Here is a 21,767-nt window from a genome sequence, read left to right on the forward strand (position 1 = left end):
TACGCATGGAGATACACAGATTCGAGAAGCGCTGGTTCGCGTTGAGCCTCCTGCTCATCATCGGGTTCATCGCGACCATCGTGTACGGTGCGGCGGGCGTCGGCGTGTCGATGATAGACGACGGCGGCGGCCAACTGGACCCCTCCGAGGTCCGGAACGCCGACGGGTTCTCCAACCCCGGAGTCAGACAGGTCGGTGACGACGCGTACGCGGTGTACGTCATCTCCTACCAGTTCGCGTTCGAACCCGGGTCGGCGGAGCCGATTCGGGTGCCAGCGGACGCGAACGTCACGTTCCACGTCACCAGCACGGACGTCGTCCACGGGTTCGCCGTCGTCGGAACGAACCTGAATACGATGGTGATTCCCGGGCAGGTCGCCGAGTTCAAGACCCGATTCGACGAGCCCGGAACCTACGGCATCGTCTGTCACGAGTACTGCGGCGCCGGCCACCACACGATGGCCGGCACCATCGAAGTCGTGCCCGCCGACGAGTACGGCACGAACAGCACGGAGGTCGAGAACTGATGGCACACGCGACCGACACCGAGACGGGGAGTACCGAGGAACCGACCGCGACCGACACCGAGGGCCGCCTCGCGTTCGTCGAGCGCTATCCGTCCGATGCACGCGTCGTCCGGTGGTGTTTCGTCGTCGCGTTCGCGGCGCTGGGCGTCGGCGGACTGTTCGGCCTGATACAGGCACTCCACCGCACCAGCTACTTCCGCGGGTTCGTCTCCTCGGCGGATTACTACACCATCTTGACGGGCCACGGCGTCCTGCTGGCGCTGGTGTTCACGACGTTCTTCATCGCCGGCCTGTTCACGTGGGCCGCGACCCGGAGCTTCGGCCGGTCGATATACCGCGGCCGGTTGACCCTGCTGTGGTTCGGGATGCTACTCGTCGGGACGCTCATGGCGGGACTCGCCATCGTCGGTGGCCTGTTCGACTCGATTCCGATGAGCGCGGACGTGCTGTTCACGTTCTACGCGCCATTGCAGGCCCATCCCGCGTTCTACGTCGGCGCGGCGCTCATCATCGTCGGGTCCTGGCTCGCGGGCGCGAACTACTTCCTCGCGTACCGCGACTGGCGAAGCGACAACCCCGACGCGCGCATCCCCCTGCAGTCGTTCATGGTGCTGACGACGATGCTGATGTGGTACATCGCCACCGTCGGCGTCGCCATCGAGGTGGTGGTGTTCCTCATCCCGTGGTCGCTGGGACTCATCGCGGAGGTGGACCCGCTTCTCACGCGAACGCTGTTCTGGTACTTCGGCCACCCGGTCGTCTACTTCTGGCTGCTGCCGGCGTATCTGCTGTGGTACACGGTGTTGCCGAAACTCGCGGGCGGTCGGCTGTTCAGCGACGGCCTCGCGCGCATCGTGTTCGTCCTCTTTCTGCTGTTGTCGACGCCGACCGGCTTCCACCACCAGTATCTCGACCCCGGCATCCCGAAGGGGTTCAAGTTCATCGCGATGACGAACACGATGTTTCTGCTGTTGCCGTCGCTGTTGACGGCGTTCACCGTCGTCGCCAGCATCGAGCACGGCGCTCGACAGTTCGGCGGCGACGGCTACCTCGGGTGGCTCAAGAATCTCCCGTGGGACGACCCCGCGTTCTCGGGGATGGCGTTCGCGGGCCTGATGTTCGCCGCCGCCGGATTCTCGGGGATGGTCAACGCCGGGATGAACCTCAACTACCTCGTCCACAACACGCTGTGGGTGCCCGGTCACTTCCATCTCACCGTCGGCACCGCGTTCGCGCTGACGGTGATGGCCGGAAGCTTCTGGCTCGTCCCGCAGGTGACCGGCAAGCGCCTCCAGTGGCGGAAGGTGGCGACGCTGATGCCGTACGTCTGGTTCGTGGGGATGGTGCTGATGTCGAACGCGATGCACCGCGCCGGCCTGCTGGGTGTGCCGCGCCGCACCGCGGAACCCCAGTACCCCAACACCCCTGGCGCCGAGTTCGCGGGCGGCGTCGGCGGCATCGGCGAGATGCGCGCCCAGATCGCCATCGGCGGCGTCCTGCTGTTCGTCGCGCTGGCGATGTTCCTCGCCGTGATGGTCCGCACGTGGCTCGGGCCGAAGGGTGGCACGCTGGCCGTCAACGGTGAGATTCCCGAGCCGATGACCGCCCCCGAGGAGAGCCCGCGCGTGCTCGACAATCTCCGGCTGTGGACGGCTCTCGCCGTCCTGCTCGTCCTGCTTGCGTACGCGCTCCCGCTGGTCGGGTTCGCCGCGGACGGCCTGTTCGCGCCCGGGAGCGGCCCGGTGCCGGCGTGGCTGTTCCCCTGAGACCCCCCGGCCGTTCTTCTACGACACGAACTCCAGCAGGTCGATGCCGATGACGAACAGGATGACGAGAATCACGACGGCGAGTGCGACCTTCACGTACCACGGGAACCCACCCGCCCGGGGGTTCGTCCGACCGCTCGACTCCGACTCTCCGTCGACTGCCTGGTCCATACCCGTCGGTAGCCGGCGAGCGACTTAAAAAGCGGCTCCGTGTTTCAGCTGGTGGGAACGGTCAGTCGTCGCCCGTGGCCACGCTGTCGGCGAACTTCTCGCGCACCTTCCGTATCTTCGGGTCGGCGTTGAACTGGCAGTAGGCGTCGCCGGGGTTGTTCTCGTAGTAGTCCTGGTGGTACGCCTCGGCCTCGTAGAACCGCTCGAGCGGTTCGACCTCCGTGACGATATCGTCGTCGTAGACGCCCTCGTCTTCGAGGCCGGCGATGAATCGCTCGACGGCCGCCTTCTGGTCGTCGTCGTGGTACAGTACGATGGAGCGGTACTGGGTGCCCACGTCCGGTCCCTGCCGGTTCAGCGTCGTCGGGTCGTGGACGACGAAGAACACCTCCAGCAGGCGCTCGTAGCTGATTTTCGCGGGGTCGTACTCGACCTGGACCACCTCGGCGTGGCCAGTCGACCCCGAACAGACTTCCTCGTATGTGGGGTCGTCGGTGTGGCCGCCGGCGTAGCCGGAGGTGACGCTTTCGACGCCGTCGAGTTCCTTCATCGCCGCCTCCGTACACCAGAAACAGCCGCCGCCGAACGTCGCCGTCTCGGTCATACCCACTGGTACGGCGCGGAGCCGTTTTTACTCTCCGGCCGCGGTACAAAAACGGCCCCCGACGACGGGGGGCAACTATATGCCGGTCCCGACGGCAGGGAGGGGCATGAGCGACAGCTACACGGGCGCGGAGCTGTTCGTCGACGCGCTCGAACAGTACGGCGTCAGCCACGTGTTCGGCAACCCCGGCACGACCGAACTTCCGGTGATGGACGCGCTCTCTCGCTCCGAGTTGGAGTACGTGCTCGCCCTCCAGGAAGACATCGCCGTCGGGATGGCCGCCGGCTACGCCCAGACCCGCCGCTACCACTCGCATCACGACGCGTCGGTGATGCCCGCGGGCGTCGTCAACCTCCATATCACGCCCGGCCTCGCACACGGCCTCGGCAACATCTACGGCGCGGAGTTCGCGGGGGCGCCGCTCGTCATTACGGCGGGGAACCACGAACTCGACTTCCGCCACGAGGAACCGCTGTTGACGGGTGACCTCGAACGGATGGTCGACCAGTTCTGCAAAGACAGCGCCGAAGTCACCCACATCGACGCGCTCCCGATGCTCCTCCGTCGGGCGTTCCGCACCGCGCTGACGCCGCCGACCGGCCCGGTGTTCCTCGGCCTCCCGGTCGACGTGATGCTCGAGGAGACGGACGCCGACCCCCAGCGGCTCGGTCCCATCCCGGACGCGGGCGGCGGCGACCCCGCACAGATAGACGCCGCCGCTGACCACCTCGTCGAGGCCGACAACCCAGTGCTCGTGCTGGGCGACCACGTCGCGCGGGCCGGACAGGAGGCCGTCGACGCCGCGGTCCGACTGGCGGAGGCGACGGGGGCGCGCGTCCACGGCGAGATACTCGCCTGCGAGGTGAACTACCCGACGACCCACGACCAGTGGATATCGTTCATCGGCCCGGACGAGGGTATCGCGTCGATGCTGATGAACACCGACACGCTGGCGTTCGTCGGCACCTCCACGAACACGACTCTGCTCCGCCACGAGAACCCCATCGTCCCCGAGGACGCGACCACCATCCACGTCTCGCAAGACGCCCACGAACTCGGGAAGAACGACCCCGCGGACGCCGCCGTGCTGGGTGACCCCGGACGCATCATGGACGCCATCGCCGAGCGCGTCGAGTCCCGACTGGACGAGGAGACGCGACAGGAACGGCTCCAGTACGTGGCGACGATGAAGCAGTCGCTCGCCTCGACGATGAAGGACCTCGGCGAGGACGAGAAACCGGAGGGCGACACCCGCGCGTCGAAGGCCGAACTCGTCGACACGATGAGCGAGGTGTGTCCCGACGCGTACGTCGTCGACGAGGGCGTCACCTCGAAGTTCGCGTTCCTCACCCGGTTCGACCTCGAGGCCGAACAGTACGTCTCCAACAAAGGCGGCGGCCTCGGCTACGGTCTGCCCGCCAGCGTCGGCGCGGCCATCGCCGAGTCCCAGACGGACGACCCCCGCGACGTGGTGGGGTACGTGGGCGACGGCTCCTATCTCTACTACCCGAACACGCTCTACTCGGCGGCCCGCTACGACGTGGACCTCACGGTGGTCGTCCCGGACAACCGCAACTACCGCATCCTGAAGGACAACACGAACACGATGCTCGGGGGAACGGACGAGGACCACGAGTTCGTCGGCATGGACTTCGACCCGCACGTCGACATCCCCGCGAACGCCGAGAGCCACGGGGCACGCGGCCACCTCGTCGAGACGCCCGACGACATCGCCGAGACACTCGAGGAGGCCATCGACGCCTCGGGCCCTGACGTGCTGGACGTGCTCGTCCACGACTGACCGACAGAAAGCACTTTACCGGCCCGGAGAAACCGCCGGTCGATGCCTCCCCGCATCGCTCTCCCCGCCCTCCTGAGCGTCGCCCTCCTGACGGCCGGGTGCGTCGGCGGCCCCGTCGGGTCTGCCGACCAGCCCACGGCGACGACGTTCCCCGGCGGCACGACCGAATTGCCCGACGGCCCGAAGGAGCGACCCGACCGCCCCGAGACGCTGAACGAGTCGTCCGTCGGCGAGTACGTCAAGACGTTCGAGTACCGGTACGCCTACAACTCGCTACATTACAGCGAACACAGCGAGGTCCACGTCGAGTGCGAGGTGGATTCCGTCGAACAGCGAGCGAGCGGCTACGCCGCGACCGTCACCTGTTACGGCTACTCGAACACCGGCGGCGACGCCGACGGAACCGCCTCGCCGACCGTCCTCCACGCGGACTGGGGCTCACAGACGTTCACCTACCACGTCGACGGCGACGCCACCCGTCGGCTGGACGGCGACGGCGAACCGACCGGAACGGACGTACCCAACGGCGAGTAGTCAGTCCTCCAACTGGTCGTCCGCGGCGTCCCGCACCTCGCGGTTCCCCCGCTGGAGATGCAGGAAGTCGACGCCGGCGATGAGGTAGTCGAACCCCATCGACCCGAACCGCTCGAGAGCCTCGGGCGTGCCGCCGAGCGTCCCGACGGGCGTGTCGGCCGCCGCACCGGCCGCGAGGATTCGGTCCACTGCCTCGGCGAACCGCTCGTCGTCGAACTGCCGGAAACAGCCGAGGTTCGCCGAGAGGTCCGCCGGACCGACGAACAGCGCGTCCACTCCATCGACGGCGGCTATCTCTTCGACGTTCTCGAGTCCGGCCTCGGTCTCTATCTGGACGAGAAGCACCGTCCGTTCGTTGGCCGTCTCGAAGTAGCCGTCGAGGTCACGGCCGTAGTCCGACGCTCGGGCGGCGGCGACGCCACGGTCGCCCTCGGGCGGGTAGTTCGCGGCCCGGGCCGCCTCGCGAGCCTCGGCGGCGCTCTCGACCATCGGCACCATCACGCCCGCCACGCCCAGGTCGAGCAGACGCTTGATGGCGCCCACGTCGTTGTCGAGCGCGCGGGCGAGCGGTACGGCCTCGCCCGGTGCCGCCTCGACGGCCCGCACCTGGTTCGCTATCGTCTCCGTGCCGTTGGGCGCATGTTCGGTGTCGAGCATCAGGAAGTCGAACTCGGGCGCGGCGACCTCGGCGACGGCGGGGTCGGACAGCGACACCCACCCGCCGACGAGCGGGTCGCCCGCTCGGAGTCTCTCGTGGAACATATCCGAAACGCGAGCGCGGGGGAGAAAAAGCCGCGGTCGAGCGTCCGTGTGTCAGTAGTCGGCGATTGACATGACGCCGACACCCTTAGTCGTCGGCGATTGGCATGACGCCGACACCCTTAGTCGTCGGCGATTGGCATGACGCCGACACCCTCAGTCGTCGGCATCGAGACGGACTCGGCCGCCCTCTTCCATCGTCTCGGGGAACATCTTCCCCGGGTTGAGGATGTCGTTGGGGTCGAACGCGCGCTTGACGCGGCGCATCATCTCGACGCCGGCTTCGCCGTGTTCGAGTTCGAGGTACTGGCGTTTCCCCATCCCGATGCCGTGTTCGCCGGTGGCGGTGCCGCCCATCTCGATGGCCCGTCGGACCACCTTGTCGTAGAGCTCCTCGCCAGCCTCGACCATCGCCTCGTCGTCGGGGTCGACGAGCACCGAGTAGTGGACGTTGCCGTCGCCGGCGTGCCCGAAGCAGGGGACGACGAGGTCGCGCTCGTCGGCGAGGTCCTTCGCGTAGCCGATTATCTCGGGGAGTTTCGAGATGGGGACGGTGATGTCGCCCGGGTGGAGGGGTTTGAGGTCCGGGTCGTAGCTCTGGATGGCGAAGGCGAGTTCGGTGCGGGCCTGCCAGAGCGCGTCCATCTCCTCCTCGCCGGCCATCTCGAAGGAGACGGCGTCGTGGCTCTCGACGATGGTGCGGAAGAACTCTATCTCCTCGTCGATGCCGTGGTTGCGGTGGAACTCGACGAATATCATCGCCGAGTCCGGCAGGTCGAGCCCCAGGTAGTCGTTGGCCATCATCCCGGCCACCTCGTCGACGAGTTCGATCTTCGCCACGTCGACCCCCGAACTGACGGCGTCGTACACCGCCTCCGCGGCGTCCTCGAGGGAGGGAAACACCGCACGACCCCCGCGTATCTGCTCGGGCAGACCCTCCAGTTCCAGCGTCGCCCGCGTGACGACGCCGAGCGTCCCCTCGGAGCCGACCAGCAGGTCCTTCAGGTTGTAGCCGGCGCTCGTCTTGACGGCCTTCGACCCGCAGGTCAGCACCTCACCCTCCGCGGTGACGACCTCCAACTCGAGCACCCAGTCGCCCACCTCGCCGTACTTCACGGTTTTCTGGCCCGACGCGTCGTTGACTATCATCCCGCCGATTGTCGAGATGTTCGCGGAGGACGGCATCGGCGGGAAAAACAGCCCGTGACGCTCGACGGTCTCGTCCACCTTCGAGCCCATCACGCCCGGCTGTACGTCTATCTGGAAATCGTCGGGGCGCACCGCCAGCACCTCGTTCATCCGCGTCACGTCGAGGCTGATGCCCTCGAAGGCAGGGACGGCGTTGCCCTCCATCGAGGTGCCGGCCGCGTACGGAGTGACCGGCACCCCGCGCTCGTCGGCCGCCGACAGCACCGCGGCCACATCGTCGGTCGACTCCGGGTAGGCGACGGCGTCGGGCCGCACCCCGAGGCCGGCCTCCTGTCCACCCCAGTCCGCGGCGTGGGAATCGAGGTCCGACTCACCGACGGACACCTGCTCCTCGTCGAGCACGTCGGTGAGGAACGAACAGTCGTACGACATACGCGCCAACGGGGGACACGCGAGCATAAAACCCTCCCCGACAACCGACGGCCGTTTATCCGGCGGGGTTGAAACCGGCCACCCTTATACGGATTATATCCTCGAATGACCTGCGAAGCAACGTTTTTGTCTGACAGTCGTGTGTATTTTAGCGTGCAAGAACCACGTTCGAAACACGATTACCACGAGCGTACAGTTTTCGTGGACGTGCCGACGGATTACCTGACCGAACCGAGAGTTCGGTGGTGTCCACCGTGACCGCGACGCCGAGCGAGATGCCGGAGTTCGGGTTCCGCACCACGGAGAGCGAGGTGTCCGAGACGCGCGAGCGGCTGACGGGATTCATCCGCGACCGCGTGGAGGCGGCCGGCGCCGACGGCGTGGTCGTCTGTCTCAGCGGCGGCATCGATTCGTCGGTGACGGCGGCGCTTGCGACGGCCGCACTCGACCGGGAGCGCGTCTACGGGCTAGTGTTGCCCGCACGCAAGGCCGACGACACCGGCCAGTTCGACGCACATCTGGTGGCCGACGAACTCGGCATCGGCGCACGGACGGTCCATCTCGCTCCCCTGCTCGATGCGTTCGAGGACACCGTCGCGCCGTCCGTCTCCGCCGAGAGCGACCGGGTCGCACGCGGCAACGCGCTCGCCCGATTGCGGGCGGTGACGGCCTACTACGCGGCGAACACCCGCAACCTGCTGGTCTGCGGGACGACGAACCGGACCGAGTGGCTCCTGGGCTACTTCACGAAGTTCGGGGACGGTGCCGCCGACATCCGGCCGCTGGCGGACTGCTACAAGACGGAAGTGCGGGCGCTGGCCGCCGACCTCGGGGTGCCGCGGACCGTCCGCGAGAAGCCCCCCTCTGCCGGACTGTGGCGCGACCAGACCGACGCCGAGGAACTGGGTGCGCCGTACAGCCTCATCGACTGCATTCTCACGAAACTGGTCGACGAGGACCTCGGTATCGAGGGGACTGCGGCGGAACTCGGCGTCAGCGTCGAGCGCGTCGAGCGCTACGCGAGGATGCATCTCGAAGCGGAGCACAAGCGGGAACTCGCGCCGACCCCGAAGAACGACCGGGAGCGAACCGACCTGTTCCACGAACTCGAGTCCCGGTTCCGCGAGGAGTGACGGAAACACGAGTTCCGGGGCCGGACGTTTTTTGCCTACCGGGAGCGAGAAGTCGGTGAATGAAAGCAGTTCAGGTGACGGAGTACGGGGACAGTTCGAACCTGGAGGTCGTCGACGCCGAGATGCCGGAACCCGGCGAAGGCGAGGTACGCATCGAGGTGAAGGCCGCAGGCATCAACTTCGCGGACATCATGCAACGGCGCGGCCACTACCACGGCGGCCCCGAACCGCCGTACATCGCCGGATTGGAGGTCGCGGGCGTCATCGACGCGGTCGGCAACGGCGTCGGCCGCGAGGTCGGCGACGAGGTCACGTCGATGGTCGGCATCGGCGGCTATGCCGAGTACGTCCTCGGGGACGCCCGGAGCCTGCTCGACGTGCCAGAGGGGCTCAGCTTCGAAGAAGCGGCTGGGTTCCCGGTCCAGTTCCTCACCGCCCACAACTGCCTCCACGAGTGGGGCGGTCTCGAAGAAGGCGACTCGGTGCTCGTTCATGCCGCGGCGGGCGGCGTCGGCACCGCCGCGGTCCAGATTGCTCGCGAGGCCGGTGCGGAGGTGTTCGGCACCGCCTCGACCCAGGAGAAACTCGACGCCGCCGCCGAGTTGGGCTGTGACCACCCCATCAACTACGAAGAGGAGGACTTCGTCGAGCGCGTGCAGGCCGAAACCGACTACGGGGTCGACCTGGTGCTCGACGGTATCGGCGGCGACACGACCGAGCGGTCGCTGGACGCGCTGAAGGAGTTCGGGCGGATGGTGTCGTACGGCGCCGCCTCAGGTACGCCGGGCCGGCCGCCGACGAACGAACTCCTGTTCGGCAACAAGGAGGTCGTCGGCTACCATCTCGGGCGGGCCGCCGCACGCAAACCGATGAAGGTGATGGGAGCGGTGCCGGAACTGACCGAGATGCTGAGCGACGGCACCCTCGAAGTCCAGGTCGGCCACACGTTCGCCCTCGAGGACGCCGCCGAGGCCCACGAATTCATCGAGTCCCGGAAATCCCAGGGGAAGGTCGTCCTCGTCCCGTAGCGTCGACTACCCGTCCGTCGGTGCGTACCGGCGGACGCCGTCTTCGACCGTGTGGTCGGCGTGGCCCGCGGTGTCGAGATGGCCCAGCGCGCCGACCGTCTCGAACAGCGTGTAGTCGCGCTGTTCGTCGACTCGTTCGGCGTTCACGTCGGCGGGCGTCGCATTCCCCAGCGTGTCGAGAGCGTCTGCCGTCTCCGCGACCAACGAATCGAGGCTGGCGACGCTGTCCGCGAGAGCGTCCGCGAACCCCTCGAACACGGGGCCGTGACCGGGGTACACGCGGTCGAACGACCGCCTCGCGAGTCGCCGGTAGCCGGCGTAGAACTCGTCGACGCTGTCGAACACCTCGTCGTCGAGGCCGACGTTCAGCGCGGCCGCCCGGAACGGCTCGATGACCTGGTCGCCCGCGAACAGGCGGTCGCCGGCCGCAAAGCAGGCGTGGTCGCGCTGGTGGCCGGGCGTGTGTACCGTCTCGAACGTGACGCCGCCCGCCTCGAACGATTCGCCGGGGGCGAGCGTGCGGTCCACGCAGTCGGGCGGGAAGCAGCCCCGGTTCCGCTCCAGCGACGAGACCGCGCGGTCGGCGTGCTCCTCGACGCCATCCTCGTCGACTCCCGCGGCGGCCGCGTTCGACCGGACGCGCGCCGCAAGCAGGTCCGCGTCCATCCGCAGACGGTCACGGGCGCTCTCGAGCGCGTAGACGGTCGGGTCGGCCGCGTCGACGAGGCGGGCGACCTGCCCGTCGTGGTCGGTGTGCGGGTGGGTCACGAGCAGGTGCTCGACGTCGGCGGCCGCGAACCCGGCGTCCGTAAGGCCCGCCGTCAGTTCCGTCCACCCCCGCTCGCCCGGCCCGCCCGCGTCCACGAGGACGGGTTCGACGGCGTCGACGAGATAGGCGGCGGCGTGGAACGGCGGCCAGTCGACCTCGAACTCGACGCGGTGGACGTCCATCCGGGCGGTGCGAGAGGCTCGCCGGCCGAATAGCTACCGGAACTCGGGCGGCAGAACGGACGTGTCGATGTCGTCGCGCCGTCCGTCGAGCACCGCGAACCGTTCGCCGCGGCGTCGCTCGAGCCAGTAGAGCAGACGCTCGGCCCACGCCAGTTTCCGCGCTTTCTCGTCGCCGACGGCCGGGTCGTCGAACGCCCATCCCGGAAACAGGAGGTCCGCGGCGCCGAACTCGTCGGCCAAAAACGCCGCGCGGTCGCCGTCGGTGAATCCGCCGAAGTTCTCCACCGGCCCACGGGGTTCGGCCTGCGTCGTCGGGAGCGTCCACTCGGGAGCGAACGTCGGGACGTGGTCGCGTACGAGGCCGACGTTGTCGCCGTGGGCGTGAGCGGCGACCGGGACGCCCGAGTCGGTCAGCGCGCGGGCCGTCTCGGGGTTCTTGTCGAGGTCGGTCACCAGCAGGTCGACGTCGACACCGGCCTCGCGGCAGACGTCCGCGGCCGTCGAAGCGGCGACGACGGCGTCAGCCTCGCGTGCGACGTGGAGTTCGCCCCCGAGGGTCGGGGCCGCGCCACAGACCGCTACCGTCGCTCCGTCGAGGAACTCGAGTCTCGCGTGGTCGAACGGGCCGACGAGGTCAGCCAGCACGTCACGGGCCCGCTCGTCACTCTCGCGGTCGTACCCGAAATCGGCGAGAATACGACGGTAGACGGGCTCCCAGGTGTCGAACTGCATAGCTACCCGGATAATATATTACGGACCCGAAGGCCACCAAGTACCCCTACCCGGTGTGCCCTTCGGGCTTCGGGCGGCGCTTCCCACGCATCCCGCATAAGTTTTCTCGTGACGGAACGACGCGCGTCGGCTCTGCGCATGACGCATTCACCCCAACGCGCCCCGAACCACGGCGAGTCGGTCGCGCAACGCGTCGTTGTCGGCGTCGTCCGCGAGGCTCCGCAGCGAGGCGACGCTCCCGAACACCAGCGTCCGCTCCGTGCCGCCTGCGAGCCCCACGCCCGGATGCGTAGCGACGAGCGACCCGAGCGCCGCCCGCTCGCCGTCCGAAAGCCCGGCGAGCGCGAACACCCGTGAGACGGCCGCTTCGGGGTCGCCCTCGGCGCCGATGCGGTCGAGGTGCCGTGCGGCCTCGCGGGCCGTCGTTACGTCGAGTTCCTCGACGCCGGCTTCGGGGTCGTCAACCCGCTCGCGGGTGAACCGGTCGCCGACGATGGCCGCGTCGCGCGTCTCCGCCACGTCGTGGGTGCGGACGACGTGAGCGCCCCGCTCGACGGCCATCGCGGTGGCCGCAAGCGACACCGGAAGCGCCGCCTCGGTCGAGCGGCCCGCGAGTTCCCGCAGGAAGTTCTTCCGGTTTATCGACACCAGGAGCGGCTGGCCGTACGCGCGGAACTCTCGGAGGCGTTCGAACGTCTCGCGGTCGTCGGCCAGCGCCTTCGCCTCCGACCAGCCGCCGAAGGCAGGGTCGAGGATGGTCTTGTCCGTCAGCCCGTTCAGCGCGAGGGCGTCGTAGATGTCGTCGACGTCCTCGATGGCGCCGGGGCGTTCGAGGTCCGGCGGCGAGGCCATCTTCGCCACCGCCACGTCGTACTCCTCGCAGACCCGGGGCATCTCCGGGTCGGCGAACCCACAGATGTCGTTCACCATGTCGAAGCCCGCGTCGAGCGCGGCCTCCGCCACCTCGTGATAGCGCGTCTCGATGGAGAAGACGGCGTCGCCGGACACGGATTCCAGCGTCTCGACGGCGGTGTCGAGCCGGTCGAGTTCGCCCTCCGCGGACAGCACGTCGAACTTCTTGTTCGCGGACTCGAGCCCCACGTCGACGATGTCCGCGCCTTCGTCTATCAGTTCCGTGTCGACGTACGCCGCCGCCTCGCCGGGGTCGGAGAACACGCTCGGGTCGTACGGCGACTCCGCCGAGACGTTGAGCACGCCCATGATGCGGGCGGGGTAGTCGTCCCCGATGCCGAGACCCGCGGCGTCGACGTTCTGCATACCGGACGGAGGGGCCGGCACCCGAAAAAGGCGGCAGTTCCGGCAGGCCGCGCTACCGGACCTCGGCCGGGTCCTTCCCGTAGATGTCCGCGATGGCCTCGTCGAACGCGTCGCGGATGTTGCGGCGCTTCTTCTTCATCGACGGCGTCAGCAGGTCGTTCTCGGCGGTCCACTCGCGGGGGACGAGCCGGAACTCCTTGATGGTCTCGTGGTGGCCCAGCCGTTCGTTGACCCGTTCGACCTCCTCGCCGACCCACTCGATGACGCGTTCGTCGGTGCAGGCCGTCTCGGGGTCGTCGGGCACGTCGATGCCCTCGCTGTCGGCCCACGACCGGAGTTCGTCGAAGTTCGGGACGATGACGGCGGCGATGAACTTCTCGTCGTCGCCGACGACCATTATCTGGTCGACGCGCGCCGAGGTAGCGAACTCGTCTTCGATGGGTTCGGGCGCGACGTTCTTCCCGGTGTCGAGCACGATGAGCTGTTTCACGCGGTCGACGAACGTGTAGTAGCCGTCCTCGTCGCGAGCGACCACGTCGCCGGTCCGGAAGTAGCCGTCGTCGGTGAACGCCTCCGCGGTCTTGTCCGGCTTGTTCCAGTAGCCCCGCGTGATGTTCGGCCCCTTCGCCAGCAGTTCTCCCACCTCGCCGTCGGCGGTTCGCTTCGTCTCCTCGGCGACGGCGCTGTCGTCGAGCTTCAGGTCCACCTCGGAGAACGCGATGCCCATCGTCCCGAGCCGGATGTCCTCGGGTGGGTTCAGCGTGAGCACGGGCGCCGTCTCGGTCAGCCCGTACCCCTCCAGAATCGTGAGTCCCATCGCCCGGTACAGTTTGGCCAGTTCCTTCGACAGCGACCCGCCGCCGGAGATGAACATCTTGATGTTCCCACCCAGCGCCTCCCGCACCTGCGAGTAGACGAGTCTGTCCGCGACGGACCGCTTGGCCTCGAGGACGAGACCGGGGTCGTCGGCGTCGTCGTACTCGCCCGCCACGTCGACGGCCCACTCGAAGATGCGCTTCTTGACCGGCGACTCGGAGGCCTGTTCGCGCATCTGGTTGTAGATGCGCTCGTACACCCTGGGTACGGAGGCGGCGCTGTCCGGCTGGACCTGCTCGATGTCGTCGCCGACCGTGTCGGGCGACTCGGCGTAGCAGACGGTGATACCCGACCCGAGTTGGATGAAGTGGTTGATGCGCTCGAACGCGTGAGCCAGCGGGAGAAACGACAGCGATTTCATCCCCGCCTCCAGCGTCGGCACGTCGGGACCTTTGTCCGGCCGGGGGCCGATGCGCTTGCGTATCTGATTGAGCGACGTACGCCAGTTCTTGTGCGTCAACTCGACGCCCTTCGGCGCGCCCGTCGTCCCCGAGGTGTAGACGAGCGAGCAGAGTTCTTCCCAGTCCCGGCCCGCCAGCCACGACTCGAACTGCTCGTCGTCGTACGCCTCGGCGCCGAGTTCGTGGACGTCCGCCAGCGTGTGGACGTCCTCGCGGTCGGTGTGTTCGTCGCTCACCTCGTCGATAGTGACGATGAACTCCAGGTCGAGGTCGTCCTCGACCGACACCAGCGTCTCCAGCAGGGCCTCGTTTTCGACGACACAGCCCATCGCGTCGTTGTCGTCGAGCAGGTACTGCACCTGTGGCGCCGCCGACTCCGTGTAAACGGTGGTGACGACGCCCTGTGCCGACTGGATGGCGAAGTCGGCGTGGGCCCACTCCATCCGCGTGTCGGCGTAGATACCGACGCGGTCGTCGGCTTCGACGCCCAGTTCGCGGAACCCGGTCGCGAGGTTCCGGACGATGTCGCCCAGTTTCTCGTAATTGATGCCGCCGTACTCGCCGTCGGGGTTGTCCTCCAGCACCGTCCCGAACAGCGAACTGTCGTACGCGCCCCCCTTCCACCGCTGGGCGTCCCGCGGCCCGTTCCGCTCCACCGAGTCGAACAGGAGCCGGGGGATGGTCGTCTCCCCGGTCACCTCGTCAGTGTACTGTCGTTCGACCTCTCGCCAGTCGGTCATACACGCCTGATAGCATACCTCGTACTTAACGGTACGTGAACACCGGGAATCTGCGCGGAGTTCATGGTTTACCTGCCGACAGGTGCCGTCCGACCCCGGCCTTGCCGGGTCGCGGCCGCGTGTCGGGGCCCTTTTGTGCGCCAGCGCCTACCTTCTCCCATGGCAAAAGTCTCCATCGCCCTCCGCGGCTGGCGGTTCGACGAGGAGACGGTGTTCGACGACAGCGGGGAGCTCCGACCCATCGACGAGATGGAACAGGACACCCGCGAGCGGCTGGTCCGGCTGGCGGTCATCACGGGCAACCCCTGTGACGCCTGCTGGCTGATTCACGGCGACGAGAACATCGAGCAGTGCAAGGTCGCACGCGTCGTCTACGGCGAACCGCTCCACGAAGTAGTGGTGTGTGACCGACACGAGGCGGACTTCCTCTACTGGTTCCGCGAGGAGGGCGGTGCCGCCCACGCCGACGAACCGAGCGAGTTCGACGAGGCGTTCTACGACTGGTTCGAGGCCGGCAACCGCGCGCCCGACGGCTACGGCGGCCTCGAGCACGTCGACACCGACCCCGACGCCGTCCCCGACCACTCGGGCACCGTCGAGATGCCGTCCCTGGAGGAGGAACTCGAACGGATGGACGACGAGGAACTGGACGCGCTCGGCGTCGACCTCTCGGACCTCGACATCGACCTCGATAGCGAGGAGGTCGACGACCTGGACGTATGATTTCGGTCGCCGTCGTCGACGCGGAGACGCCGGGCAACGTCGGCACCATCGCCCGCGCGATGAAGAACTTCGGCCTCTCGGAGCTGTATCTGGTCGACCCACCCGAACTCGACCCCGAGGGCGAGGCGTACGGCTACGCCGGCCACGCCCGCGAGGACGTGCTTCCGAACGCCCGGGAGGTCGAGTTCGACTACCTCGTCGAGAACTTCCACACGGTCGGGACGACCGCGGTCACCAACGAGGACGCCCGCAAGCACGTCCGCTACCCGTTCACCACGCCCGCCGAGTTGGCAGACTCCCTGCGCGAGGCCGAGGCGGACACCTGCCTCGTGTTCGGCCGCGAGGACATCGGGCTGACGAACGAGGAGATGGCGCGACTCGACGAGGTGTGTTCGGTGCCTGCCAGCGCGGAGTACCCGACGATGAACCTCGGGCAGGCGGCGACGGTCGTCATGTACGAACTCCGCGACCTGACCCTCGACGAGACCCAGCATCCCGACGCCATCGACCGCGCCAGCGAAGCCGAGATAGAGGGGCTGTACGACCAGTTCGACGCGGTGCTGGAGGCAGTCAACCACCCGGAGGAGAAGCGCGCGAAGACCGGCCGGCTGTTCCGCCGACTCGTCGGCCGCGCCCATCCGACCGACCGCGAGGCGCGGACCCTGCGTGGCGTGTTCCGGCGGGCCGCGAACTTCGCGTCCCCGCCCGGCGAGGAGTCACAGCGGTAGTCGCGCGGACTCCATCTCGACGAACGCCGTCTCGTACCCCTCGTGGCGGGCTACCTGCGGGGGCGTCAGCGTCTCCACAACGAGTTCGTCGCCCGACCGGAACTCCGGCACCGCGGTCCCGTAGTGGTACGCCAGGTCGGGGTCGAGCGTCCGCGCGAGGATGCGCTCGAACGACGTCCCTCCGTCGCGGACCAGCCGCACCCGGAGTCCCATCGCCGGCAACAGCATTCGGTTGTACGGCGTGCGTGGCGAAACGGCGAGATAGCGGTCCGCGTCGAACCGCGCCGCCGCCTCGCCACGCAATAGCACCGTTTCGAGCACCGCGTCGTCGACCGTCGGGGCGCCGAGTCGGTCGCCCGGCAGGCGCTCCGGCGCGCGGGCGTTCGGCACCCCTGGCAGGTCCGCGGGCGACATCGCGCCCGCCGCGCCCGCACCCTCGGGGCGCGAGGTGGCGAGGTCGTTCCGGTCGCGCCGCGCGTAGTCGAACGTGAACGTGGTGCTCGCGGGGTCGCCGAACCGGCCGACGAACGCGCCGGTGGTCCGCATCTGGAGGCCGCCGACGCTCACCTCCACCTCGTACGTTCCGTCGCCGTCGAGCGCGAAGTTGTCGCCGTAGTGGAAGCCGAGCCGCTGGGACAGCATCGCGTACACCGCCTCCTGGGCGAGCAGGTCGCCGTCCCGTCGGACGGTCACGGTCAGCCCCACTTCGGGGAGGACGGTCCCCGTCTCGGGGTCCCACGCCAGCGCCATCAGGTGGACCTCGTCGTCCGGCTCCACCCCCCGGAGGTACGTCTTCCGGCCGGTCAACTCCCAGAACCGGTCGGGGTACGAGTAGACGAGCCCCAGCCGAAACGGGCCGGCGTCCGCGACTCCGACCACCTCGGCAGCGGCACCGTGGCCGGGGCGATAGACTCCGGCCGGGCGGTCCGCGGGGACCGGGGGGACCGCGTACTCGTCGGCCCCAGCGAGGCCGAGACAGCCGCCTGTGGCGACCAGTCCGGCTGACCCGGCGGCACGCAGGAACCGACGACGGCGCATACGGGGGACCCGGCGGTGTGCGGTAAAAGGGGTTGTGCCGTCGATGTGGGGGACAACCCCTAAACAGCGCCGGGCGCAGTCCCCGAGCATGCAACGACGGACGCTGCTGGCCGCATCGGCGGGGACGCTCGCGTCGCTCGCCGGCTGTACCGGCGGTGGCGGCGGGACCGAGGGGTACGGTGACTGGTTCTCGAACGTCGAGAACTACGACGGCGAACTGGACCGGACGGGGCAGTCGACGGTGGAGGTGACCGTGGGCGCGGAGGGGGGCCTCTCGTTCGCCCCGGCGGCCATCGTCGTCGACAGCGGCACCACCGTCCGGTGGACGTGGACCGGGAAAGGTGGACGCCACAACGTCGTCGAGCGCGACGGCGCGTTCGAGAGCGAGTACCACGAGACGGAGGGCGCCACGTACGAGCGGACGTTCGACGAGACGGGCGTGTTCCCGTACTTCTGTCAGCCCCACCAGTCGATGGGGATGAAGGGCGGCGTCCGCGTCGAGTAGGCGCGACCCCTCTATCACAGGCGATGTTTTTAATGCGAGCTACGAGCGACGGCGAGGTATGTCAACGAGTGTCGAGGTGATGCGGTGATGGTCCGGCGACGCGACGTGCTGAAGGCCGTCGGCACTGCGAGCGTCGCGGCCGGTGCGGTCGGAGCGACGGCGGCCGCAACCCGGCAGGACGGCGCGGGGTTCCCCGCCGCCCAGCCCGACCGCGAGGAGCCCCGGCCGTACGAGGAGTACACCGTCCACCACGTCCCCGAACAGTACGAGACGATACAGGCGGCGGTGAACGCCGCCGAACCGGAGGACCTGGTGCTGGTCGGTCCCGGAACGTACACGGAGGCGGTCGAGGTGGTCGACACGCCGCGGCTCACCATCCGCGGCACGGACCGCAACGAGGTGGTACTCGACGGGGAGTTCAAGCGACAGGACGGCGTGTTCGCCACCGTCGACGACGTCGTCGTCGAGAACATGACCGCGCGCCACTACGTCCGCAACGGGTTCTTCTGGTCGTCGGTGTCGGGCTGGCGGGGGTCGTACCTCACGGCGTACAACAACCGGCTGTACGGCATCTACAACATCGACTCGATGCACGGTCGCTACGACAACAGCTACGCGTCGGGGCACACGGACTCGGGGTTCTACATCGGCCAGTGCAAGCCCTGTCACGCCATCATCGAGGACGTCCGCTCGGAGAACAACGCCATCGGCTACTCGGGGACGAACGCCGGCGGCTACCTCACCGTCCGCGACTCGGAGTGGCGGCACAACATGGCCGGCATCGTGCCGAACTCGCTGGACTCGGAGGCGGACCCGCCACAGGACAGCGCGCGCATCGAGAACAACCTCGTCGAGTCGAACAACAACGCGAACGCGCCCGACGAGGCGTTCGGCTACGCCGCGTTCGGCACCGGCATCAACGTCGCCGGCGGCATCAACAACGAGGTGGTCGGCAACGAGGTGCGCGACCACGACAACTTCGGGCTGGTCGCGGTGCCGATGATCGACGAGAACGTCTACCCCCCGGCTGACAACCTGTTTGCGGACAACGTCGTCGAGAACTCCGGGCGCGCGGACCTCGCGGTCGGCGCACCGCAGGCCGGCGGCAACCGCTTCCGGAACAACGACGCCGACTCCTCGCGGCCCGCCGGCCTCGGTGGGAGTGGCTCGCTCGTCGAGGGCGACCCCTGGGTGACGATGGTCCTGCTCGAACAGTACGCGCAACTCGACGCCGGGAGCGCGCCCCACGGCGACTGGACCTCCGCCCCGGAGCCGCCGTTCGACGAACTGGAGTCGATGCCCGACCCGGAGGAGACGCCGCCGCGAGAGGCGGTCCGGAGGGAGAACTGATGGCGACCTCCGATTCGCTCGTCGACCGCTTGGTCCCGCTGTTCGAGCACACCCACGACGCCGTCACCACGGGTATCGTCGTCGTCGCCGCGGCCGTGCTGGGGCTGTACGCCTCGTGGCTGACCGCCGACTTCGGCGTCCGGACGCTCGCGTTCGCGGTGACGGCGCTGTCGCTCGGCTACCTGCTGTACCGGCAGTCGACGCGTCGGACCGTCGTAGCGGGCGCGTGCTACTCGCTCGCGGCGCTGGTGGCGGCCACGCCGGTCGTGTACGAACTCCACGTCCTCGTTCGGACGGAACGGCCGCTGGCCCACCTGCTGTCCGTCGTCGACCTCCTGTTCGTCGTCGCGTTTCTGCTGGTCGCGGCAGTGCCCGCGTTCGTCGGCTACCGGCTGACGACCGGCCCGTTCGTCCCCCGACTGCGGCGCAGGCTGTAGCTACAGCAGGTCCGCGACGAGACCCAGCAGTTCGCCGACGACCGCCGGCCACACCGCGAGCGCGAGGCCCAACAGCGCGACGGGCACGCCGTAGACGGGTACCGACCGGGCGAGCAGTGAGCCGACGAGGAACACGACGACGCCGACGCCCCGGACCACCCACTCGAGCGCCTGTAGTGCCCGCTCGTTCACCATCTCAGGCCCGTTTCTGTATCTCCTCGCGGAGCACGTCCGAGACGACTTCGCCGTCGGCCTTGCCGCGGAGCGCGCCCATCGCCTCGCCCATCAGGCCGGAGAACGCGCCCATCCCCTCGGCCTCGATCTGGTCGGCGTTGCGCTCTACCACCTCGACGACGGCCTCGCGGACCTCGGCCTCGGAGACGCCCGACAGCCCCGCCTCCTCGACGGCCTCGCTCGCCGACAGCGAGGGGTCGGCGGCCAGCGTCGCCAGCACCTCCTCGACGCCCTCCTTCGCGAGGTCGCCGGCCTCGACGAGTTCCATGACGGCGAGCAGATGGGCCTCCGTGAGTCGGTCGACGGCCACGTCGTCCCGCCGGAGTTCGGTCAGCGACGACTCCAGCGTCGAGGCGGCGAACGTCGGGTCGACCCCCTGCTCGACCGCGGTCTCGAAGGTGGGCATGAACTCGCCGTACGCGACCTGCTCGGCCAGCCCCGCGTCCAGTCCGTGCTCGGCCTGGTAGCGGTCGACCTTCTCGGTGAGCAGTTCCGGCGTCTCCACGTCGCTCGGGTCCGGCTCCACGGGCGGCACGTCCGTCTCGGGGTACATCCGTGCCGCACCCGGCAGGGGGCGGAGGTAGCGGGAGGTGCCGTCCTCGTTCGCGCCGCGGGTCTCCTCGGGGACGCCCTCCAGCGCGACTCCGGCCCGCTCGGCGACGGCCTCGATGGACTGGTGGGCCACCTCGTCGCTCGCGGCGACGAGCGCGACGGCGTCGCCCTCGCCCGCCCCCACGGCTTCCTTCAGCGCGTCGACTTCCTCGTCGGTGACGCCGTAGGCGGGCAGTTCGTCAGTGTGGAAGATACCGCCCGCGCCGTGACGCTTCGCGTGGTCCGACAGTTCGGTGCCGAGCCGACGGTCGGGCTGTATCTCGCGGCCCACCTGTCCCTCGAACCCGTACAGCGGAACGGCCATCACGGTCGACGCGGAGGCGATGACGCCGGAGTCGGTGTCTTCGAACACCTCGGTCACGTCCCGCGAGTCGCCGACCGACGCGTCGCGTGCGTCGAGTTCGTCGGCGATGTCCAGCAGTTCGACCTGCCTGCCGGCCTCGTTGCGGACGATGTCCTCCAGGTCGTCGAGCGACTGGACGCCCTTGAGTTCGACCCGGGCGCCTTCGGCGATGGAGACGTTGACGTCCTGCCGGATGGTGCCCAGGCCGCGTTTCACCTTGCCCGTCGAGCGCAGTAGCATCCCGATACGCTCGGCCGCCTCGCGGGCCTGCTCGGGCGAGGAAATGTCCGGCTTGGTCCCGATTTCGACCAGCGGGATGCCCAGCCGGTCGAGCCCGAACGTGACGCCGGCGTCCGTCTCCTCGATGCGGGCGGCAGACTCCTCTTCGAGCAGGAGGTCCTCGATGCCGACCGGCCCCTCGCTCGTCTCGATGACACCATCGTTTGCCACCAGCGTCGACCGCTGGAACCCGGTCGTGTTCGAGCCGTCGACGACGATTTTCCGCATCACGTGCGCCTGGTCGACGACGCTCATCTCCATCAGTTCCGCGATTTCGAGGGTCGTCTCCAGCGCCTCCTCGTCGAGTCGGTGGGGCGGCTCGTCGTCCTCCTCGACGAGACACGTCGACTCGAACGCCAGATAGGTGAACTCGCGGTCGACCCGCGACTCCTCGAGGGCGGCCTCGTCTATCTCGCCTAGCTCGGAGCGGGTCGGGTGGAGATATCGGGTGAACGACCGGACGGACTCCTCCGGTTCGTGGCGCGTCGTCGGACAGTTACAGAAGAGCTTGGTCGCGGTGTCCAGTTGCTGGTGTATCTCCAGCCCGGCGACCAGCCCGAGTTCCTCGTAGTCGTACTCGCTCATTGGCGGTGACTGCGGTAGCGACCGTCAAAAATCCCGCCATCCAGCGCGGGG

General features: G+C 68.4%; 22 protein-coding genes. 11 read left to right on the forward strand and 11 right to left on the reverse strand.

Translation table 11 applies throughout. The annotated features are described in order from the left end of the window. Positions 1–5 precede the first annotated feature (5 nt). Complete coding sequence (locus NL112_RS16120) at positions 6–527, forward strand: cytochrome c oxidase subunit II (RefSeq protein ID WP_255149872.1); 522 nt, start codon at positions 6–8, stop codon at positions 525–527. Beyond that, entirely contained in the window at positions 527–2,293 is a 1,767-nt protein-coding gene (locus NL112_RS16125; protein WP_255149873.1) for a b(o/a)3-type cytochrome-c oxidase subunit 1, read from the forward strand. Before NL112_RS16120 ends, NL112_RS16125 begins: the two co-directional genes overlap by 1 nt. Positions 2,294–2,311: 18 nt before the next feature. Here NL112_RS16125 and NL112_RS16130 read toward each other — a convergent pair whose 3' ends face one another. Together NL112_RS16130 and msrA are read right to left on the reverse strand one after the other, a co-directional pair. Next, positions 2,312–2,464: a hypothetical protein gene (locus tag NL112_RS16130; protein ID WP_255149874.1), complete on the reverse strand. Its 153-nt coding sequence runs from the start codon at positions 2,462–2,464 to the stop codon at positions 2,312–2,314. 61 nt (positions 2,465–2,525) lie between these two features. Next, complete coding sequence (msrA, locus tag NL112_RS16135) at positions 2,526–3,068, reverse strand: peptide-methionine (S)-S-oxide reductase MsrA (RefSeq protein WP_255149875.1); 543 nt, start codon at positions 3,066–3,068, stop codon at positions 2,526–2,528. Between the two features lie 106 nt (positions 3,069–3,174). Between msrA and NL112_RS16140 the strand changes: the two genes are divergently transcribed. Together NL112_RS16140 and NL112_RS16145 are read left to right on the forward strand one after the other, a co-directional pair. Further along, the gene (locus NL112_RS16140) at positions 3,175–4,869 is read left to right on the forward strand and encodes a thiamine pyrophosphate-binding protein (protein WP_255149876.1); all 1,695 of its coding nucleotides are present in this window, start codon (positions 3,175–3,177) and stop codon (positions 4,867–4,869) included. Between the two features lie 42 nt (positions 4,870–4,911). Then, positions 4,912–5,403 (forward strand): hypothetical protein, encoded by a 492-nt coding sequence (locus tag NL112_RS16145; RefSeq protein ID WP_255149877.1) that lies wholly within the window; start codon positions 4,912–4,914, stop codon positions 5,401–5,403. Here the strand turns inward: NL112_RS16145 and NL112_RS16150 are convergent, their stop codons facing one another. Both NL112_RS16150 and NL112_RS16155 read right to left on the reverse strand, forming a co-directional pair. Then, positions 5,404–6,165, reverse strand: a complete 762-nt coding sequence (locus NL112_RS16150) for an HpcH/HpaI aldolase family protein (protein WP_255149878.1) — start codon at positions 6,163–6,165, stop codon at positions 5,404–5,406. Between the two features lie 153 nt (positions 6,166–6,318). After that, positions 6,319–7,743, reverse strand: a complete 1,425-nt coding sequence (locus NL112_RS16155) for an FAD-binding oxidoreductase (protein ID WP_255149879.1) — start codon at positions 7,741–7,743, stop codon at positions 6,319–6,321. Positions 7,744–7,988: 245 nt separating this feature from the next. Here NL112_RS16155 and NL112_RS16160 point away from each other — a divergent pair, with 245 nt between their 5' ends. Together NL112_RS16160 and NL112_RS16165 are read left to right on the forward strand one after the other, a co-directional pair. Next, on the forward strand, positions 7,989–8,876 hold the full coding sequence (locus tag NL112_RS16160; protein WP_255149880.1) for an NAD+ synthase: 888 nt from the start codon (positions 7,989–7,991) through the stop codon (positions 8,874–8,876). 59 nt (positions 8,877–8,935) lie between these two features. Continuing rightward, the gene (locus NL112_RS16165) at positions 8,936–9,904 is read left to right on the forward strand and encodes a quinone oxidoreductase family protein (protein ID WP_255149881.1); all 969 of its coding nucleotides are present in this window, start codon (positions 8,936–8,938) and stop codon (positions 9,902–9,904) included. Positions 9,905–9,910: 6 nt separating this feature from the next. On the opposite strand, the gene NL112_RS16170 is transcribed toward NL112_RS16165, so the two are convergent. From NL112_RS16170 to NL112_RS16185, 4 genes are all read right to left on the reverse strand, one after another. Then, on the reverse strand, positions 9,911–10,855 hold the full coding sequence (locus tag NL112_RS16170; protein ID WP_255149882.1) for an MBL fold metallo-hydrolase: 945 nt from the start codon (positions 10,853–10,855) through the stop codon (positions 9,911–9,913). A gap of 33 nt (positions 10,856–10,888) precedes the next feature. Then, entirely contained in the window at positions 10,889–11,587 is a 699-nt protein-coding gene (locus tag NL112_RS16175; protein WP_255149883.1) for a 6-hydroxymethylpterin diphosphokinase MptE-like protein, read from the reverse strand. A 147-nt stretch (positions 11,588–11,734) separates the two neighbouring features. Further along, positions 11,735–12,865: a dihydropteroate synthase gene (folP, locus tag NL112_RS16180; protein WP_255149884.1), complete on the reverse strand. Its 1,131-nt coding sequence runs from the start codon at positions 12,863–12,865 to the stop codon at positions 11,735–11,737. Positions 12,866–12,917: 52 nt separating this feature from the next. After that, positions 12,918–14,882 carry an AMP-dependent synthetase/ligase gene (locus NL112_RS16185; protein ID WP_255149885.1) on the reverse strand — a complete coding sequence of 655 codons (1,965 nt, stop codon included), beginning with the start codon at positions 14,880–14,882 and terminating at the stop codon, positions 12,918–12,920. Positions 14,883–15,041: 159 nt separating this feature from the next. On the opposite strand from NL112_RS16185, the gene NL112_RS16190 reads away from it, so the two are divergent. Next, positions 15,042–15,605 (forward strand): DUF8114 family protein, encoded by a 564-nt coding sequence (locus tag NL112_RS16190; RefSeq protein ID WP_255149886.1) that lies wholly within the window; start codon positions 15,042–15,044, stop codon positions 15,603–15,605. Further along, complete coding sequence (locus NL112_RS16195) at positions 15,602–16,333, forward strand: RNA methyltransferase (RefSeq protein WP_255149887.1); 732 nt, start codon at positions 15,602–15,604, stop codon at positions 16,331–16,333. Before NL112_RS16190 ends, NL112_RS16195 begins: the two co-directional genes overlap by 4 nt. Here NL112_RS16195 and NL112_RS16200 read toward each other — a convergent pair. After that, positions 16,322–17,371: an iron transporter gene (locus tag NL112_RS16200; protein WP_255149888.1), complete on the reverse strand. Its 1,050-nt coding sequence runs from the start codon at positions 17,369–17,371 to the stop codon at positions 16,322–16,324. The two genes, NL112_RS16195 and NL112_RS16200, sit on opposite strands and share 12 nt — an antisense overlap. An 88-nt stretch (positions 17,372–17,459) precedes the next feature. Between NL112_RS16200 and NL112_RS16205 the strand changes: the two genes are divergently transcribed. The 3 genes from NL112_RS16205 (at position 17,460) to NL112_RS16215 (ending at position 19,663) form a co-directional block, all read left to right on the forward strand. Beyond that, positions 17,460–17,876: a halocyanin domain-containing protein gene (locus NL112_RS16205; protein ID WP_255149889.1), complete on the forward strand. Its 417-nt coding sequence runs from the start codon at positions 17,460–17,462 to the stop codon at positions 17,874–17,876. A gap of 87 nt (positions 17,877–17,963) precedes the next feature. Further along, positions 17,964–19,226 carry a right-handed parallel beta-helix repeat-containing protein gene (locus NL112_RS16210; RefSeq protein WP_255149890.1) on the forward strand — a complete coding sequence of 421 codons (1,263 nt, stop codon included), beginning with the start codon at positions 17,964–17,966 and terminating at the stop codon, positions 19,224–19,226. Continuing rightward, complete coding sequence (locus NL112_RS16215) at positions 19,226–19,663, forward strand: hypothetical protein (protein ID WP_255149891.1); 438 nt, start codon at positions 19,226–19,228, stop codon at positions 19,661–19,663. The genes NL112_RS16210 and NL112_RS16215 overlap by 1 nt, the downstream gene beginning before the upstream one ends. On the opposite strand, the gene NL112_RS16220 is transcribed toward NL112_RS16215, so the two are convergent. Next, on the reverse strand, positions 19,664–19,858 hold the full coding sequence (locus NL112_RS16220; RefSeq protein ID WP_255149892.1) for a hypothetical protein: 195 nt from the start codon (positions 19,856–19,858) through the stop codon (positions 19,664–19,666). A gap of 1 nt (position 19,859) precedes the next feature. Then, positions 19,860–21,716 carry a Glu-tRNA(Gln) amidotransferase subunit GatE gene (gene gatE / locus NL112_RS16225; RefSeq protein WP_255149893.1) on the reverse strand — a complete coding sequence of 619 codons (1,857 nt, stop codon included), beginning with the start codon at positions 21,714–21,716 and terminating at the stop codon, positions 19,860–19,862. Positions 21,717–21,767 lie beyond the last annotated feature (51 nt).

Source organism: Halorarius halobius (assembly GCF_024298865.1).
GTDB classification, from domain to species: domain Archaea; phylum Halobacteriota; class Halobacteria; order Halobacteriales; family Haloarculaceae; genus Halorarius; species Halorarius halobius.